This is a genomic window from Actinomycetospora lutea, assembly GCF_028737205.1.
GTDB lineage: Bacteria > Actinomycetota > Actinomycetes > Mycobacteriales > Pseudonocardiaceae > Actinomycetospora > Actinomycetospora lutea.
In genome coordinates this window covers 34,500-51,386 of sequence record NZ_JAQZAL010000023.1, presented here as the reverse complement: position 1 = coordinate 51,386, position 16,887 = coordinate 34,500, and the positions used below count along the sequence as shown (strand labels likewise).

The following is a 16,887-nucleotide window of genomic DNA, read 5'->3' as shown; positions in this document are numbered from 1 at the left end:
CGCAGGGGGCTGCAGGAGGTACGCGGGGCGTGGATCGCACCGCCGAAGCGGGGGAGACGGAACGACGCGGGGGTGGCGGACCGGACCGGTCCGACCCCAGCGCGCTGCGCTGGCTGATCGGGCACGAGCTGCGGTCGGCGCGCGAGAGCGCGGGTCACACCCAGACCGCCGCGGCCCGGGTGCTCGACTGCACCCATGCGAAGATCAATTATCTCGAGCAGGGGAAGAACCAGCAGCGGCCCGACGAGGTCGCGCGGCTCCTGCGGTCCTACGGCGCCGAGGTCGCCGACGTCGAACGGCTCGCCTCGCTCGCCTCGGCCGCCGACCGCGGCACGTGGTGGGCGCCGTTCGCCGACGTCGTGCCCGACTGGCTGCGCACCTTCGTCGGCGTCGAGGGCCTGGCGACCGCGGCGTTCGCCTACGAGCCGCTCCTGCTGCACGGGCTGCTGCAGACGCGCGCGTACGCCACCGCGCTGCTCGCCGACGCGCTGCGCGTGCCCGTCGTCGACGTCGACCGCGTCGTGGCGCTGCGCCTCGCGCGCCAGCAGCGCCTGCACGACACCGCGCGGCCGCTGCACTACGAGGCGGTGATCGAGGAGACGATCCTCGACCGTCTCGTCGGCGGCCCGGCGGTGATGGCCGAGCAGCTCGAGCACCTGCTGAGGCTGTCGGAGCAGGAGAACGTCAGCATCCGGGTGATGCCGCTGGCCGTGGCCGTGCACGACGGGCTCGACGGCGAGTTCACGCTGCTCGATTTCGACGCTGCGCGATCGATCGGTTACGTGGAGTTCCAGGACGGAGCGGTCTACGTCCAGGATCCCGACCGGATTGGCGGATACCGCACCGCCGCTGCCAGACTCCGCTCCGCAGCGCTGCCGCACGACGCCTCCCTCGAGGTGATCCGCGACCGGCGCGCTGCGCTGAGCCCCTGAGGCCCCCCGAGCCCCGGCGCCGTGCCGCGGCCGCATCGCTCCCCACGGTGCAAGGAGACGAATCCATGATCGAACACGGATGGCGGACCTCCAGCTTCAGCTCGAACGGTGCGAGCTGCGTCGAGGTCCTCGAGGCCGACGGCGCGACCTGTCTGCGCGACACCAAGGAGCACGGCGAGGGCGCGGTGCTCCACCTCGACGGGCCCGCCTGGACGGCGTTCCTCGACGAGGTCGCCCGCGACGCCCCGTCCGCCAACGGCGCGGTCGAGGTCACGCCGGACGACGGTGACGGACGCCGGGTGCGCGAGCACTCGTCGGGCGCGGTGCTGCGCTTCCGCGACGACGAGTGGGTCGCGTTCCGGCGCGGTGTGCTCGCGGGCGAGTTCGGCGCGCCGGCGGGCTGAGCAGCCCGCTCACTCCGGGGTGAGCGGGTCCCCGTCCTCGCCGCCGGGCGGGTTGGCGCCGCCTCCGCCGCCCGTGCCGCCACCGCCGGTGCCGCCGCCCCCGGCGCCGCCACCGGGGTTCGGTGCCGCCGTCGTCGTGGTCGTCGTCCGCGTGGTGGGGACCACCGGCGGCGGGGCGACGGTCGTCGTGGTGGGCGCCTCGGTGGTCGTGCGCCGCGAGCGGGTGGTCGTCTCCTGCTCGGTGGTGGTCGTCGTGCTCGACGAGAAGACCGGCGGGGCGGGCGGCAGCGCGGGCGGCGCCGCCTCCTCCTGGTTGGAGAGCAGGAGGTACCCGCCGACGCCGCCGGCGAGCAGCAGCGCCAGCAGCGCGACGATCGCCGCCCGCCGACCCCGGCGCTGCGGGGCCTGGCCGCCGGCGGTCCGGGGGTCGTCGGGGCCGACGAGCGCGGTCGGGTCGGCGGCGCCGTACGCGCCCGTGGCGCCGTAGGCCGCCGGGGCGTAGCCACCCGGAGGGGTGCCCATGTGGCGCGTCGGGCCGCTGGTCGTGGCGCCCCCCATCGGGGCGTAGGCGGTCGCGCCGGGGCCCGGGCCCATCGCGGTGGTGCGCATCGCGCCGCTGCCGGTGACCGGCGCCGGGGCGAGCACGGTCTGGGCGTCCATCCCGGCCTCGCGGGCCATCATCCGCAGCTCGCCGACCACCTGCTCGGTGCTCGGGCGCTCCGTGGGCTCGTCGAGCGTCATCGCCGCGAGCAGGTTGCCCAGCGGCGCCGGCAGGTCCGCCGGGATCTCGGGCGCGCGGTGGAGGCGGGCGACCGCGGCCTCGAGCGCGTTGCCCGGGTACTCGCGCCGCGCGGTGATGCACTCGAGGAGCACCAGGCCCAGCGCGTAGACGTCGGAGGCCGGCCCGACCTGCTGGCCGCGCACCTGCTCCGGCGACAGGTAGGACGCGGTGCCGATGACCATGCCGGTGGCGGTGATGTTGGTGGCGTCCGCGAGCACCGCGATGCCGAAGTCCGACAGGTGCGGGCGCCCGTCGGTGTCGAGCAGCACGTTGCCGGGCTTGATGTCGCGGTGCACGACGCCGTGGCGGTGCACGTAGGTCAGCGCGTCGCCGAGGGCCGAACCGAGGGCGACGACGTCGCCGAGCGCGAGCGGGCCGCTGCGGATGCGGTCGGCGAGGGACTCGCCCTCGATGAGCTGCATCACGAAGTAGGCGCGGTCGCGCTCCTGGCCGACGTCGTAGATCGTCACCAGGCCGGGGTGGTTCATCCCGGCGAGCGTCTGGACCTCGCGCTGGCGCCGGGACTCGTCGGCCTCGCCGACGCCGGCCGGGAAGAGCTTGACGGCAACGTCGCGGCCTAGGAGCTCGTCGCGCGCCCGGAAGACCTCGGCGGCACCGCCGCGGCCGATGAGGTCGCCGAGGGTGTACCGCCCTCCACCCACGGTGGGCGGCGGGCCCGCCTCCGTCGAACTCACGCCCGCGCGCCTCCTCGTTCCGGTGCTCCGGCGGTCGCCGGTTCCGTCTCGTCGGTCCCTCGCCCGTCCCTCGTCCGTCCCGAGTCCGAACGTATCCGGGCGGCCCCGAGATGTCCGGGGTGCCTGCCCATCGTGCCTGGCCCGCTCGCCGCGTCCGACGGCCACCCTGCCGCAGAGGCCTCCCCGGGCGATACCACCGGCGCCCCGGGGGGCGTCCGCGCACGGGTGTGGGGCGGGTGGCGACGCGGGTACGGTTCGATCCCGAACCCTGGTCACCACCGGTCATCACCGGTCATCACGGAGGACCCATGAGCCGCGACGACTACGTCCAGCAGGGCAAGCAGTTCGCGAACGACCTGCGCGACACGGCCAGCAAGAAGGTCGCCGACAACGAGCAGAGCATCCTCGGCGCGATCGGGAAGGCCGCCCGCTGGGTCGACCAGAAGACCGGCGGCAAGTACTCCGAGCAGATCGGCAAGGCCGAGGCGAAGGCCGGCGAGGGCGTCGGCTGGGCCGCCAAGCAGGGCACCGGCGAGCCGCAGGCGCCCGGCGCCGCGGCGGGTGACGGCACCCCGGGCCCCGGGCAGGCCACCGGCCCCACCGCCACCGGTCCCACTGCCACCGGCCCCACGACCACCGGTCCCGCGGGCGCCGGTCCGGCCACCGGCCCGTCGAGCACGCCGCCCGGCGCGACGCCCACCGCCCCCGGCGCGTCGGCCACGACGGAGCCGCCGACCGGTCCCGTCGGCCCGCCGGCCGCCACGCCGCCGTCGGAGGCGCCCACCGACCCGGGCCGTCCGACGCATCCGCCGCGCGACGACTCGGCCGACTGGCCGCGCCCGCCGCAGTCGTGACCCGGGTCGCCGCTGACCGTCCGGATCGCCGTGGCTGAGTACGACAAGGCCACCCGCCCCGAGCCGACCGACGAGGCCGGCCGCTTCACGATCATCCTCGACGACCAGTGGACGATCGGCCCGAAGCTCCACGGGGGCTACCTGCTCGCCGTCCTGGCCCGCGCCGCGCGCGAGACGATCGCCGCCGAGCGGCCCGGGCACACGTGCCCGCAGGCGGTCACCGGCACCTACCTGCAGGCGCCCGAGCCCGGGCCGGCGTCGCTCGAGGTCACCGTCCTGCGCCTCGGGCGCGGCGCCTCGCAGCTGCGCGTGCGCCTCGACCAGGGCGGGCCGGCCGTCGAGGCCGCGTTCGTCCTGGGCCCGCCCGCACCGCCGACGCCCGACGACGTCGAGCCCGCGGCGCCGGAGCTCACGCCCCGCGAGGAATGCCCGCGCAGCCCGTCGGGGTCCGACGACGACGGCCGCGGCTCGCTGCCGATCATGGATGTGGTCGACACGCGCCTCGACCCGCGCACCGCGGGCTTCCTGCACGGGCGCCCGTCGGGCGAGGGTCGCCTCGCGGGCTGGGCCTCGCTCGCGTCCGGCGAGCCATGGACCCCCGAGGGCCTGCTCGTGGCGCTCGACGTGCTGCCGCCGGCCACGTTCGACATGGGCCTGTCGGGCTGGTCGCCGACCATGTCGCTGTCCGCGCACGTGGTCGCCGCGCCGGCGCCCGGTCCGCTGCGCGTCGTGCAGTGGGTCGAGCGCGCGGGCGCCGACCGCATGCACGAGACCTGCCGCGTCTGGGATCCGGCGGGCCGGCTGGTGGGCCACGCCCACCAGCTGGCCGCGATCAGGCGGTGACTACTCGGGCGTGCCGTCCGGGAGCAGGCGCCGGAAGCCGGTGAACGGGACGAGGGCCTCGGGCAGCGTCACCGACCCGTCCTCGGACTGGCACTGCTCGAGCACCGCGGCCATCGTGCGCCCGATCGGCAGGCCCGAGCCGTTCAGCGTCGCCACCTGGCCGCGCCCGCCCCGGACGTCCTTGCTGCGGATGCCCGAGCGGCGCGCCTGGAAGGTACCGCAGTCGGAGCACGAGGAGATCTCGCGGAAGGTGTCCTGGCTGGGCAGCCAGACCTCGATGTCGTAGGTGAGCTGCGCGTTGAAGCCCATGTCGCCCGCGGCGAGCTTCACCACGCGGTAGGCCAGCCCGAGCTCCTGCAGGCAGGCCTCGGCGTGGGTGAGCATGACCTCGAGCTCGGCGCGCGAGTCCTCGGCCGCGCAGACCCGCACCAGCTCCACCTTCGAGAACTGGTGCAGCCGCAGGATGCCGCGGGTGTCACGGCCGTAGGAGCCGGCCTCCGAGCGGAAGCACGGCGTCCAGGAGGTGTAGGCGCGCGGCAGCGTCTCGGTCTCGAGGATCTCGTCGGCGTGCATCGCCGTGAGCGGCACCTCGGCGGTGGGGATGAGGTAGAGGTCCCGGTCGCCGGTGCCCGTGCGGAAGAGGTCCTCCTCGAACTTGGGCAGCTGGCCGGTGCCGGTCATGGTGGCCGCGGTGACGAGGTAGGGCACCGAGAACTCGGTGTAGCCGTGCCGGCCGGTGTGCAGCGCGAGAAAGAAGGACGCGAGCGCCCGTTCGAGCACCGCGCCCGGGCCGCGCGTCACCGAGAAACGGGCGCCGGAGAGCTTGGCCGCCCGGCCGAGGTCGAGGATCCCCATGGCCTCGCCGAGCTCGACGTGGTCGCGCGGGGTGAACCCGAGGGCCGGGACCTCGCCGACCCGGCGCACCTCGACGGCGTCCGCGTCGGAGTCGCCGTCGGGGGCGTCGTCGGCCGGCAGGTTCGGGATCGTCAGCAGCAGGTCGCGCAGCGCGGTCTCCGCGGTGTCGACCTCGTCCTCGGCCTCGCGGATGCGGTCCTTGAGCTCGCGGGCCCGCTCCTTGAGCGCATCCACCTCCGCGGACGAGGAGCCCGACTTCGCAGCTTTCCCCACCTCGCCGGCGGCCCGCTTCGACTCCGCCCGCAGCTCGTCCACCGCGCCGATCGCCGCCGCCCGCCGCGACGACATCGCCTCCAGCCCCGCGAGGTCGAGCGAGTAGCCGCGTCGGGCGAGGCGGCGCACCGCCTCGTCGCCGAGCTCGAGCAGGAGGCGTGCGTCGTGCATCGTGCCGTTCCTCTCCCGGGTGGGGATATGACGAAGGCCCCGGCCGTGGGTCACGACCGGGGCCCTGCTGTTCTGGTGGGCGAGGGGGGAGTTGAACCCCCACATCCTTCCGGATACACGGACCTGAACCGTGCGCGTCTGCCATTCCGCCACTCGCCCGGAGTGATCTGCCGGAAACGCTAGCACGCACGGATCCGGCCTCCCGGAAGGAGGTCGGCGCCCCGCTCGCGGCGACCGATACCATCGAATCCTCCCGGCCGGTGTGGCGACATGCCGGACGGGGCAGCAGGTGTCGGGACGACGGCGCGAGCGTCGGACGAGGAGGGATCGCGGTGGGGCGCGCACAGCGCTTCGAGCGCAAGCTCGAAGGTCTGGTGGGTGACGCCTTCGCACGCGTGTTCGGTGGCAAGGTCGTCCCGCAGGAGATCGCACAGGGTCTTCGCCGTGAGGCGGAGGACGGCGTGCGAGAGTTGGCAGGTGGGCGCCGCCTGGCGCCCAATCAGTACACGGTGGTGCTCAGTCCCGCGGACCACGAACGCCTGGCCGGCGACGAGGAGACCATCACCCACTCGCTCATCGAGGTCGTCGAGGAGCACCTCACGGAGGGCGGGTGGGAGACTTACGGTGAGGTCGTAGTCTCTCTGGAGCGTTCCGACGCGCTGCACACGGGACAGTTCCGCACCAGGTCGTCCGTTGACCCCGACGCGTCGCGGCGACGGGCCGCGAGCCCCCGATCCGCAGGAGAACAGCCCATGAGTCAGGCACCCGGCCGCTACCCGGACGACCAGCAGGGTCGCGACGGCAACTACGGCCAGCAGGACCCCTACGGCCAGCAGGGCGGCTACCCGCAGCAGGGCGGCTACCCGCAGCAGGGGTACGGCCAGCCCGGCTACGACCAGTACGGCCAGCCGCAGCAGGGCTACCCGCAGCAGGGCGGCTACCCCCAGCAGGGCGGCTACGACCCGTACGGCCAGCAGGGCGGTTACCCGCAGCAGGGCGGCTACGACCAGTACGGCCAGCCGCAGCAGGGGTACGGCCAGCAGCAGGGATACCCGCAGCAGGGCGGTTACGACCAGTACGGGCAGCCCCAGGGCTACGGCCAGCAGCAGGGCTACGACCCCTACCAGCAGCAGGGCTACCAGCAGCAGGGCTACGGCCAGCCCGGCTACGACCAGTACGGGCAGCCCCAGCAGGGCTACGGCCAGCAGGGCTACGACCCCTACGGCCAGCAGCAGGGCGGCTACGGCGGCCAGTACGGACAGGGCGGCTACGACCCCTACGGCCAGCAGCAGGGCGGCTACGACCAGTACGGCCAGCAGGGCTACGGCGGCGTCCAGACCCGCCAGCTGACCGCGTCGCTGACGCTGGACGACGGCTCGAACCGCTCGTACCAGCTCGTCAACGGCTCGAACGTCATCGGCCGCGGCCAGGACGCGCAGTTCCGCCTCGCCGACACCGGCGTCTCGCGTCGCCACCTCGAGATCAACTGGGACGGCCAGCAGGCCACCCTGTCCGACCTCGGGTCGACCAACGGCACCACGGTGAACGGCACGCCGGTCCAGACCTGGCAGCTCGCCGACGGCGACACGATCCGGGTCGGGCACAGCGCGCTGCTCTTCCGCGCGCAGGGCTGAGGCCCGAAGGCCCGACGGCGTGCCCGAACTCGTCCTCCAGATCACGAGGGCCGGATTCCTGGCCCTCCTGTGGCTGTTCGTCCTCGCCGCGTTGCGGGTCGTCCGCAGCGACCTCTACGCGGCCTCGGGTCTGCGGGCCGCGGCGCCCGGCGGCCGACGTCCCTCCACCCGAGGGGGTTCGTCCAAGCCGGCCCGCGGCGGCGGACGCTCGGGGCCCCGTGCCCTGATCGTCACCGCCGGCGCCCTCGCGGGCACCCGCATCGCCCTGGACGGTCGTCCGATCATGCTCGGGCGGGCGGACGACTCGACGCTGGTGCTCGACGACGACTACGCGTCGACCCGGCATGCCCGGATCTCCCAGTCGGGTGACGACTGGTACGTCGAGGACCTCGGGTCGACGAACGGCACGTACCTCGACCGCAACAAGGTCTCCGGACCCACCCGCGTCCCCGTGGGGACACCGATCAGGATCGGCAAGACGGTCATCGAGCTCCGCTCATGACCAGCTCGCCGGGCGGTCGGCCCCCCATCCGGACCCGGGTGACGACGCCCCGTCCCCTTCCGTGCAGGATCGACCCGTGACCCTGGTGCTGCGCTACTCCGCTCGCAGTGACCGGGGCCTGGTGCGGCAGAACAACCAGGACTCGGTCTACGCGGGCCCGCGCCTGCTCGCCCTCGCCGACGGCATGGGCGGACACGCGGCCGGTGAGGTGGCCTCGAAGCTCGTCATCGCCGCCCTCGTGCCGCTGGACGACGACGAGCCGGGCGACGACCTCCTGGGCGAGCTCGCCGAAGCCACCGCCCAGGGCAACGACGCGATCACGGAGCTGGTCGCCGAGGAGCCCGACCTCGACGGCATGGGCACGACGCTCACCGCCGTGCTCTTCGCCGGCAGCCGGCTGGGCATGGTGCACGTCGGCGACTCGCGGGCCTACCTGTTCCGCGACGGCGTGCTCACCCAGATCACCCGCGACGACACCTTCGTGCAGTCGCTCATCGACGAGGGCCGGATCACCGAGGACGAGGCGGCGAGCCATCCCCAGCGCTCGCTGCTCCTGCGCGCGCTGACCGGCCACGACGTCGAGCCCGCGCTCACCGTGCGCGAGGCCCGCTCCGGCGACCGCTACCTGCTCTGTTCCGACGGGCTCTCCGGGGTCGTCAGCGCCGAGACCCTCGCCGAGGCCCTCACGATCGCCGACCCGCAGGACTGCTCGGACCGGCTCATCGAGCTCGCGCTCAAGGGCGGCGGCCCCGACAACGTCACCTGCATCGTCGCCGACGTGGTCGACGTCGACTTCGGCGAGCACGACCCCATCTACGGCGGCGCCGCCGGCGACGGCCGCGCCGACCCCCCGCCCGGCGACTCCGCGGCCGCGCGCGCCTCCGCCGCCACGCTGACCCGCAGCGAGCCCGAGCCCCGCCCGGCCCCGGTGTCCTCCGACTCCTCCCGCCGGCGCCCCGGCCGCGGCCGGCTGCGCCTGGCGCTCGCCGCGCTGGCCGTGGTCGCCCTCGCCGGCATCGCCGTGCTCGCCGCCACCGTGTACGTCAGCAGCCAGTACTACGTGGCCGGCGACGACGACACCGTCGTGATCTACCAGGGCGTGCCCGGCACGTTCCTCGGCGTCGCGCTCCAGAGCGTCGCGCAGGACTCGGGGGTCCGGGTCGCCGACCTCACCCCCGTCGCCCGCCAGCAGCTGGCCGGTGACGGCATCCGCGTCGAGGACCTCCCGCGCGCCGAGGCGACCGTCGACCGGCTGCGCACCGAGCAGATGCTCCCGCCGTGCGAGCCGCCCGCTCCCGCCGGCGCCGTCCCGGGCGCCGTGCCGCCCGCCGGTGGCGTCCCCACCCCCGCGCCCGTCCCGCCGGGCACCCCCGACGTCGCCGGTCAGGCCCCCGTGGCCTCGCCCGCACCGACCGAGCCGCAGGTCCCGGGCCGGGACTGCCGGGTGCCGTAGTGACGCGGCCCACCGCTCCCGGCGCCCAGAACGGTGCGCCCGGGGTCTCCGGGATCGACCGCCCCGCCGACCGCACCGCGCTGCGGCCGGCGGTCGCGGCCGCCGTCTCGACCCGCCGCGGGGTCGAGCTCGCGCTGCTCGGCCTCGCCGCCGTCATCACCACCGGCGCGCTCGTCCTGGTCGAGGCCAACCAGGAGCAGGAGCTCACCTGGGCGCTGCTCTACCTCGGCGCCGCGTACATGGCGCTGCTCGCGCTCGCGCACCTCGCCGTGCGCAAGTTCGCGCCCTACGCCGACCCGCTGGTGCTCCCGCTCGCGGCGCTGCTCAACGGCATCGGGCTGGTCATGATCCACCGGATCGACCTGGCCCGGATCGCGCGCGCGGTCAGCCTCGGCAACGAGGAGCCCGCCCAGGAGGCGGTGCGCCAGGTCGGCTGGACCGCGATCGGCCTCGTGTTCTTCGTCGGCGTGCTGTGGCTCGTGCCCGACCACCGCACGCTCGCGCGCTACGGCTACACGGCCGGGTTCGTCGGCCTGATCCTGCTGGCCCTGCCCGCGGTGCTGCCGGCCTCGCTCTCCGAGGTCAACGGCGCCCGCATCTGGATCCGCCTCGGGCCGGCCAGCATCCAGCCCGGCGAGTTCGCGAAGATCCTCTTCGTCGTCTTCTTCGCGTCGTTCCTGGTGGTCAAGCGCGACCTGTTCACCAGCGCCGGCAAGCACTTCCTCGGCATGACCTTCCCCCGGCCCCGCGACCTCGGTCCGCTGCTCGTGGCCTGGGGCGTCGCGATGGCCGTCCTGGTCTTCGAGTCCGACCTCGGCACGTCCCTCATGTTCTTCGGGATCGTGCTCGTGATGCTCTACGTGGCCACCGAGCGCATCTCCTGGGTGCTCATCGGCCTCACCATCTTCGGCGCGGGCGCCTTCGCCGCGTGGACCTTCGTGTCCCGCGTGCAGGTCCGCGTCTCGGTGTGGCTCGACCCCTTCGCGGACTACAACGGCCGCGGGTTCCAGGTCAGCCAGGGCCTCTTCGGCCTCGCGACGGGCGGGATGGGCGGCACCGGGCTCGGCGCCGGGCGCCCCGAGCTCGTGCCCTTCTCGAGCACCGACTTCATCTTCACCTCGCTCGGCGAGGAGATCGGCCTCGTCGGGATCGCGGCGCTGCTGCTCATCTACTGCCTGCTCGCCACCCGCGCGATGCGCAGTGCGCTGGCCGTGCGCGACACGTTCGGCAAGCTGCTCGCCGCGGGGCTGGGCTTCGCGATCGCCTGGCAGGTGTTCGTCGTCGTCGGCGGCGTCATCAACCTCATCCCGAACACCGGCATCACCGCGCCGTTCGTGTCCTACGGCGGCTCGTCGCTGGTGGCCAACTACGCTCTCGTCGCGCTCGTGCTGCGGGTGTCGAACGCTGCCCGCCAGCCGAGCCAGGACAAGCGGCCCGGGACGCCCGTGCCCGGGCAGCAGGCCCCGCTCGCGCCGCTGGCCGAGGCGAGCACCGAGATGGTCTCGCGCGACCAGGTGCGCACCCCGCCGCACGGCAGCGTGCGCCACGAGGCCGGCGCCCCGGCCGGACACCCCGACCAGGCCCCGCGAGGAAGGACCCGAGGAGAGTGAACACCCCGCTGCGACGGGTCTCCCTCGCGGTCATGGTCCTGATCCTGCTCCTGCTGGGGCAGGCCACCTGGATCCAGGTCGTCAAGGCCGACGAGTACCGCGCGGACCCGCGGAACGCCCGTGTCCTGCTGGACGAGTACTCCCGCCAGCGCGGCCAGATCTCGGCCGGCGGCGAGGTGCTCGCCCAGAGCGTGCAGAGCCCCGACCCCGGCGACCGGCTGCGCTACCAGCGCCAGTACACCGACGGCCCGCTCTACGCGCCGGTCACCGGCTACTACTCGCAGATCTACGGCGCGGGCGGCATGGAGCGGGCGATGGACCCGGTGCTCAACGGCACCGACGACCGTCTGTTCGTGCGCCGCATCTCCGACGCCGTCACCGGGCGCGACCCCGCCGGCGGCAACGTGGTGCTGAGCATCGACCCGCGGATCCAGCGCGCCGCCTACGAGGCGATGACCTCGCGCGGCTACCAGGGCTCGGTGGTCGCCATCCGGCCGCAGACCGGCGAGATCCTCGCGATGGTCTCGACGCCGTCGTACGACCCGAACCCGCTGGCGAGCCACTCCGGCACCACCCAGCAGAACGCCTGGAACGAGCTCACCGAGGACGACCCGCCGACGCTGACCAACCGGGCGACCAGCGAGACCTACCCGCCCGGGTCGACGTTCAAGATCGTCACGACGGCGACGGCGCTCGAGGCCGGCGCGATCACGCCGGAGGCCCCGGTGACCGCGGCGCCGCGGATCACGCTGCCGGACAGCACGACGACGCTCGAGAACTACGACGGCAAGCCCTGCGGCCCCGGCGCCACGGTGCCGTTCGCGACCGCGTTCGCGAAGTCCTGCAACGGGCCGTTCGCGAACCTCGCGGCCCAGGTCGGCGCCGAGCGGCTGCGGGCGATGGCGACCTCGCTGGGCTTCGAGAACCCGGCGCTCACCGTGCCGATGCCGGTGCAGGCCTCGCGGCTCGGCGACCTCGCCGACGGCGCCTCCACCGCCCAGTCGGGCATCGGGCAGCGCGACGTGCGCCTGACCCCGCTGCAGAACGCCCAGATCGCCGCCACCGTCGCCAACGGCGGGGTGCCGATGACCCCGACCACGGTCGCCCAGATCCAGGGCCAGGACCTCTCGACCGTCGAGTCCACCGAGCCCGACCGGCTGGCCCGCGCGTTCTCGCAGTCGACGGCGGACACCCTGACCCAGCTGATGATCGGCTCGGAGAACAACGGGTCCGGGCAGGGCCGCATCCCCGGGGTCCAGATCGCGTCGAAGACCGGCACCGCCGAGTGGGGCGCGAACCCCAAGACCAACCCGCCGCACACCTGGTACGACGCCTTCGGGCCGGTGCCGAACCCGCAGATCGCCGTGTCGGTGATCGTCGAGCGGGGCGGCAACCGCGGCGAGGAGGCCACCGGCGGCTCGGTCGCCTCCCCGATCGGGCGCGCGGTGATCGCGGCCGCCCTGGGGAGTGGTTCCTAGTGGCGCCCACGACGGGATCGCTGATCGGCGACCGCTACCGGCTGGGCCGGCGGATCGCGGTCGGCGGCATGGGCGAGGTCTGGGAGGCCGAGGACTCCCGGCTGGGCCGCACCGTCGCGGTCAAGATCCTCAAGGCGGAGCTCACCGGGGACCCCGAGTTCCTGCACCGCTTCCGCACCGAGGCGCGCACCGCGGGCTCGCTGAACAACTCCGGCATCACCGCCGTGCACGACTACGGCGAGACAACCACCGAGTGGTCCACCGCCAACGGCACGGTCCAGGTGCCCACCGCCTACCTCGTGATGGAGCTGGTGCGCGGCGAGCCGCTGGCCCAGATCCTCGCGGTCCACGGGCGCCTCGGCGTCGACTACACCCTCGACATCCTCGAGCAGTCCGGCTGGGCGCTCGAGGCCGCGCACGAGCGCGGGCTGGTCCACCGCGACGTCAAGCCGGGCAACATCCTGGTGATGCCGTCGGGCCAGGTGAAGATCACCGACTTCGGCATCGCCAAGGCCGTCGACGCGGCGCCGGTGACCCGCTCGGGCATGGTCATGGGCACCGCGCACTACATCGCCCCGGAGCAGGCGGGCGGCGGCGACGCGGGGCCCGCCTCGGACGTCTACTCGCTCGGCGTCGTGGGCTACGAGTGCCTCGCCGGGCGCCGCCCGTACCTCTCGGAGAACGCCGTCACGGTCGCGATGATGCACATCCGCGACCCGCTGCCGCCGCTGCCGAACGACGTCCCGCCGGTCGTCCGCCAGCTCATCGAGGCGACGCTGGCCAAGGATCCGCGCCAGCGCTACGCCACGGGCGGCGAGTTCGCGCAGGCGGTCGGCGCGGTCCGCCGCGGCGAGCCGCTCCCCCTGCCCGGCCAGGCCACCGCGCTCACCGAGCGCGTGAACCCGTCCACCCGCGTCGCGCCCGCGATGTCGCGCGAGCCCTCGCCGCCACGCGGCGCCGAGCGCCCCGACCGCTGGGCGTCCCAGCCCGAGCAGCCGCGCCGGCGCGGGCCCTGGGGCACGGTCGCCGCCCTCGCGGTGGTCGCCCTGCTGCTGCTCGCGGGCGTGCTCTGGGTGGTCAACTCGGCCGAGACGTCGGCCCCACCGCCCCCGGTGGCGAGCACGACCGCGTCGTCCACCACCACGACGGCGAGCCCGACCACGACGCGCAGCTCCCGCACGACGACGTCCTCGTCGGCCGCGAACGGCGTCAGCGTCAACCCCGTCGACTACGTCGGGCGTCCCGCGTCGGTGGCCTCGGCCGCCCTGCGCGAGTCGGGCCTCGACCCCGAGATCGCCACGATCCTCGGCGGGGAGCCGTCCGACCCGTCGCGCTGCCGAGTGCTCTACCTGTCGCCCACCGGCGACGTCCCCCGCGGCGAGACCGTGACCGTCACCTGTCAGGAGTTCTGAGGATGACGACGCCACGGCTGCTGTCCGAGCGCTACGAACTGGGGCCCGCGCTCGGCTACGGCGGCATGTCCGAGGTGCACGGCGGGCGCGACGTCCGCCTGGGCCGCGACGTGGCGATCAAGGTCCTGCGCGCCGACCTCGCGCGCGACCCCCAGTTCCAGGTCCGGTTCCGCCGCGAGGCGCAGAACGCGGCCGCCCTGAACCACCCGGCGATCGTGGCCGTCTACGACACCGGCGAGACCCCGACCGACGACGTGCCGCTGCCCTACATCGTGATGGAGTACGTGGCGGGGCGGACGCTGCGCGACATCGTCAAGACCGAGGGCCCGATGGAGCCCTTCCGGGTCTGCGAGGTCCTCGCCGACGTCTGCGCGGCGCTGGACTACTCCCACCGCCACGGGATCATCCACCGCGACGTCAAGCCGGCCAACATCATGATCACGCCGGCCGGCGCGGTGAAGGTGATGGACTTCGGCATCGCGCGGGCGCTGTCCGACGCCCAGCCCGCCGTCACCCAGACCGCCGCGGTGATCGGCACCGCGCAGTACCTCTCACCCGAGCAGGCCCGCGGCGAGTCGGTCGACGCCCGCTCCGACGTGTACGCCACCGGCTGCGTGCTCTTCGAGCTGCTCACCGGCCGGCCCCCGTTCACCGGCGACTCGCCGGTCGCCATCGCCTACCAGCACGTGCGGGAGGACCCGCCGGCCCCGTCGGAGATCAACCCGCACGTGCCGCCGGCGCTCGACGCCATCACGCTGAAGTCGCTGGCCAAGAACCCGTCGAACCGCTACCAGAGCGCCGACGAGATGCGCGAGGACTTCTACCGGGTCCTGTCCGGCGAGCAGCCGGGCGCGCCGATGGTGATGACCGAGCAGGAGCGCACCGAGTACATGACCGGCGGCCACCCGGTCGCCGGGGTCACCGGGCCCGTGGACCAGGTCGACGACTTCGCCGAGTGGCAGGCCGAGCAGGCCGAGGCCCGGCGGCGCCGCGGCCGGCGACGGGCGATCGGGTTCGCCGCCGTGCTGGCCCTGCTCGCGGCGCTGGCCGGGGCGTACTTCCTGTTCTCCCCGTCGGCCAACGCGGTCGCGGTGCCGACGGTCGTGGGCCAGCCGCAGGCGGCGGCCCTGCAGACGCTGTCCACGGCGGGCCTGCGACCCACCGTCGTGCCGGTGGCGTCCACCCCGGAGCAGGTCGGCCAGGTCGTCACGACGAACCCGACGGGCGGGCTCGAGGTGGCCCCGGGCAGCGTCGTCGAGCTGCGCGTCGGTCGCGGGCCCGACCGGGTGCAGGTCCCCGACCTCACCGGTCAGACCGCCAACGAGGCCCAGGCGTCCGTGCAGCGCCTCGGTCTCTCCCTCGCCCCGGTCCCCCAGCAGCGCGAGGTCGACGACGCGAGCCAGATCGGCCGGGTGCTCGCCCAGGAGCCGGCGGCGGGGCAGTTCCTCGCGCCCGGCACCCCGGTGCAGCTGACCATCGGGCGCCAGCGCGAGACGCTGCGGATGCCCGACGTCACCGGCCAGGACCGCCAGACCGCGACGACCACGCTGGAGGGCGTCGGCCTGCGGGTCGACGTCACCGAGGTCGACGGGGGCGGCACGGCGGGGACGGTCGTCTCGACCTCGCCGAGCGCCGGCGCGCAGGTGCCGCGGAACTCGTCGGTGACGCTGCGCGTCTCGCGCGGCAACCAGGGACAGGTGCAGGTGCCCTCCCTGGTCGGGCAGCTGCCCTCCGACGCCGTGCAGACGCTGGTCTCGGCCGGGTTCCGCGGCGGCAACCTGCAGCGGACGTCCCAGTCGGTGAACGACCCGTCGCAGGACGGGAAGATCCTCAGCCAGAACCCGACCGCCGGGTCGTCGGCCGACCCCGGCTCGAGCGTGGCGGTCGTCGTCGGGCGCTACCAGCCCGGCAGCGACGACGGCGGCGGGCTGTTCCCGGGCGGGAACTGAGCTCCCCGGTGCTCAGGCGGGTGGGGCGGCGGCCAGCGCCAGGGCCCGCAGGCCCTCGGTGAGCCGGTCGACCACGCCGTCGTCCACGGGGTGGCCGCTCGCGCCCATCCAGGTCGCGAGCAACCGGTGGCCGTCCTGCGTGAGCACCGACTCGGGGTGGAACTGCACGCCCTCGAGCGGCAGCTCCCGGTGGCGCATCGCCATGAGCACGCCGTCGGCGGTCCAGCCGGTGGGCTCCAGCTCGGCGGGGATCGTGTCGGGCAGGACGGTCAGCGAGTGGTACCGCGTGGCCGTGAACGGGCTGGGCAGCCCGGCGAGCACTCCCGCGCCCTCGTGGTGCACCAGCGAGGTCTTGCCGTGGCGGAGCTCGGGCGCGCGGTCGACGACGCCGCCGTAGGCCGCACCCAGCGCCTGGTGGCCGAGGCACACGCCGAGCATCGGGCGCCCGAGCGAGGCGCACCGGCGGATGACCTCGGTGCTCGCACCGGCGTCGGCGGGCGTGCCGGGACCGGGGCTGACGAGCACGCCGTCCACCTCGTCGACGAGGTCGACCACCCCGTCGACGTCGTTGCGGCGCACCACGGGGTCGGCGCCGAGCTGCGCGAGGTACTGGACGAGGTTGTAGACGAAGCTGTCGTAGTTGTCGACGACCAGGACGCGCATCTCCCCAGCGTACGAGCCAGGTGATCAGGACGGGTGCACTAGACTCCGGGGGGAGTCCCGCTGATCGGAGCCGACGTGCCGAAGTCCAAGGTCCGCCGCAAGCCGGCCTACACCCCGCCCCCGAAGGCCGGGCCCGCGCCCGCCGGCCCGTCGCACCCGGCGTACGTCGGCATCATGCTCGGCGTCGGCCTGCTCGGGCTCGCGTGGCTGGTGGTCAACTACCTCGCCTCCGAGTCCATCCCGTTCATGCAGGACCTCGGCGCGTGGAACTTCCTCATCGGCTTCGGGCTGATCGTCGTGTCGCTGCTGATGACCATGAAGTGGCGCTGAACCACACCGATGTGATTCGTCCACCGCTGTGGACGGACCCTGTGGACA

15 protein-coding genes and 1 tRNA gene are annotated in these 16,887 nt (G+C 74.3%); 12 read left to right on the top strand and 4 right to left on the bottom strand.

The window, feature by feature from the left end; all coding sequences use genetic code 11:
- The first annotated feature begins 29 nt into the window (after positions 1-29).
- Together PHK61_RS23095 and PHK61_RS23090 are read left to right on the top strand one after the other, a co-directional pair.
- A complete protein-coding gene (locus PHK61_RS23095) occupies positions 30-932 on the top strand; it encodes a helix-turn-helix domain-containing protein (RefSeq protein WP_274283367.1) in 903 nt (300 codons plus the stop codon).
- Positions 933-997: 65 nt separating this feature from the next.
- Positions 998-1,336 (top strand): DUF397 domain-containing protein, encoded by a 339-nt coding sequence (locus PHK61_RS23090; protein WP_274283366.1) that lies wholly within the window; start codon positions 998-1,000, stop codon positions 1,334-1,336.
- Positions 1,337-1,345: 9 nt separating this feature from the next.
- Here the strand turns inward: PHK61_RS23090 and PHK61_RS23085 are convergent, their stop codons facing one another.
- Positions 1,346-2,812 (bottom strand): serine/threonine-protein kinase, encoded by a 1,467-nt coding sequence (locus PHK61_RS23085; RefSeq protein ID WP_274283365.1) that lies wholly within the window; start codon positions 2,810-2,812, stop codon positions 1,346-1,348.
- 308 nt (positions 2,813-3,120) lie between these two features.
- On the opposite strand from PHK61_RS23085, the gene PHK61_RS23080 reads away from it, so the two are divergent.
- Together PHK61_RS23080 and PHK61_RS23075 are read left to right on the top strand one after the other, a co-directional pair.
- On the top strand, positions 3,121-3,666 hold the full coding sequence (locus PHK61_RS23080) for an antitoxin (RefSeq protein WP_274283364.1): 546 nt from the start codon (positions 3,121-3,123) through the stop codon (positions 3,664-3,666).
- Positions 3,667-3,696: 30 nt separating this feature from the next.
- Positions 3,697-4,509, top strand: coding sequence for a thioesterase family protein (locus tag PHK61_RS23075; protein WP_274283363.1), 813 nt, complete (start codon positions 3,697-3,699; stop codon positions 4,507-4,509).
- Here PHK61_RS23075 and serS read toward each other — a convergent pair whose 3' ends face one another.
- Both serS and PHK61_RS23065 read right to left on the bottom strand, forming a co-directional pair.
- Entirely contained in the window at positions 4,510-5,808 is a 1,299-nt protein-coding gene (gene serS / locus PHK61_RS23070) for a serine--tRNA ligase (protein WP_274283362.1), read from the bottom strand.
- 73 nt (positions 5,809-5,881) lie between these two features.
- A tRNA-Leu gene (locus PHK61_RS23065) sits at positions 5,882-5,967 on the bottom strand.
- Between the two features lie 173 nt (positions 5,968-6,140).
- On the opposite strand from PHK61_RS23065, the gene PHK61_RS23060 reads away from it, so the two are divergent.
- The 7 genes from PHK61_RS23060 (at position 6,141) to pknB (ending at position 15,846) form a co-directional block, all read left to right on the top strand.
- Positions 6,141-7,442: a DUF3662 and FHA domain-containing protein gene (locus tag PHK61_RS23060; RefSeq protein WP_274283361.1), complete on the top strand. Its 1,302-nt coding sequence runs from the start codon at positions 6,141-6,143 to the stop codon at positions 7,440-7,442.
- 19 nt (positions 7,443-7,461) lie between these two features.
- Positions 7,462-7,944, top strand: a complete 483-nt coding sequence (locus tag PHK61_RS23055; protein ID WP_274283360.1) for an FHA domain-containing protein FhaB/FipA — start codon at positions 7,462-7,464, stop codon at positions 7,942-7,944.
- Positions 7,945-8,020: 76 nt separating this feature from the next.
- Positions 8,021-9,397 carry a protein phosphatase 2C domain-containing protein gene (locus tag PHK61_RS23050; protein WP_274283359.1) on the top strand — a complete coding sequence of 459 codons (1,377 nt, stop codon included), beginning with the start codon at positions 8,021-8,023 and terminating at the stop codon, positions 9,395-9,397.
- 53 nt (positions 9,398-9,450) lie between these two features.
- On the top strand, positions 9,451-11,007 hold the full coding sequence (locus tag PHK61_RS23045; RefSeq protein WP_274283405.1) for an FtsW/RodA/SpoVE family cell cycle protein: 1,557 nt from the start codon (positions 9,451-9,453) through the stop codon (positions 11,005-11,007).
- Positions 11,004-12,485, top strand: a complete 1,482-nt coding sequence (locus PHK61_RS23040) for a peptidoglycan D,D-transpeptidase FtsI family protein (RefSeq protein WP_274283358.1) — start codon at positions 11,004-11,006, stop codon at positions 12,483-12,485. Before PHK61_RS23045 ends, PHK61_RS23040 begins: the two co-directional genes overlap by 4 nt.
- Positions 12,485-13,897: a serine/threonine-protein kinase gene (locus PHK61_RS23035; RefSeq protein ID WP_274283357.1), complete on the top strand. Its 1,413-nt coding sequence runs from the start codon at positions 12,485-12,487 to the stop codon at positions 13,895-13,897. Before PHK61_RS23040 ends, PHK61_RS23035 begins: the two co-directional genes overlap by 1 nt.
- 2 nt (positions 13,898-13,899) lie before the next feature.
- Entirely contained in the window at positions 13,900-15,846 is a 1,947-nt protein-coding gene (pknB, locus tag PHK61_RS23030) for a Stk1 family PASTA domain-containing Ser/Thr kinase (RefSeq protein WP_274283356.1), read from the top strand.
- A 12-nt stretch (positions 15,847-15,858) separates the two neighbouring features.
- Here pknB and PHK61_RS23025 read toward each other — a convergent pair whose 3' ends face one another.
- Positions 15,859-16,509, bottom strand: a complete 651-nt coding sequence (locus PHK61_RS23025; protein ID WP_274283355.1) for an aminodeoxychorismate/anthranilate synthase component II — start codon at positions 16,507-16,509, stop codon at positions 15,859-15,861.
- Between the two features lie 75 nt (positions 16,510-16,584).
- Here PHK61_RS23025 and crgA point away from each other — a divergent pair, with 75 nt between their 5' ends.
- Positions 16,585-16,839 (top strand): cell division protein CrgA, encoded by a 255-nt coding sequence (gene crgA / locus PHK61_RS23020; RefSeq protein ID WP_274283354.1) that lies wholly within the window; start codon positions 16,585-16,587, stop codon positions 16,837-16,839.
- The last annotated feature ends 48 nt before the right edge of the window (positions 16,840-16,887 follow it).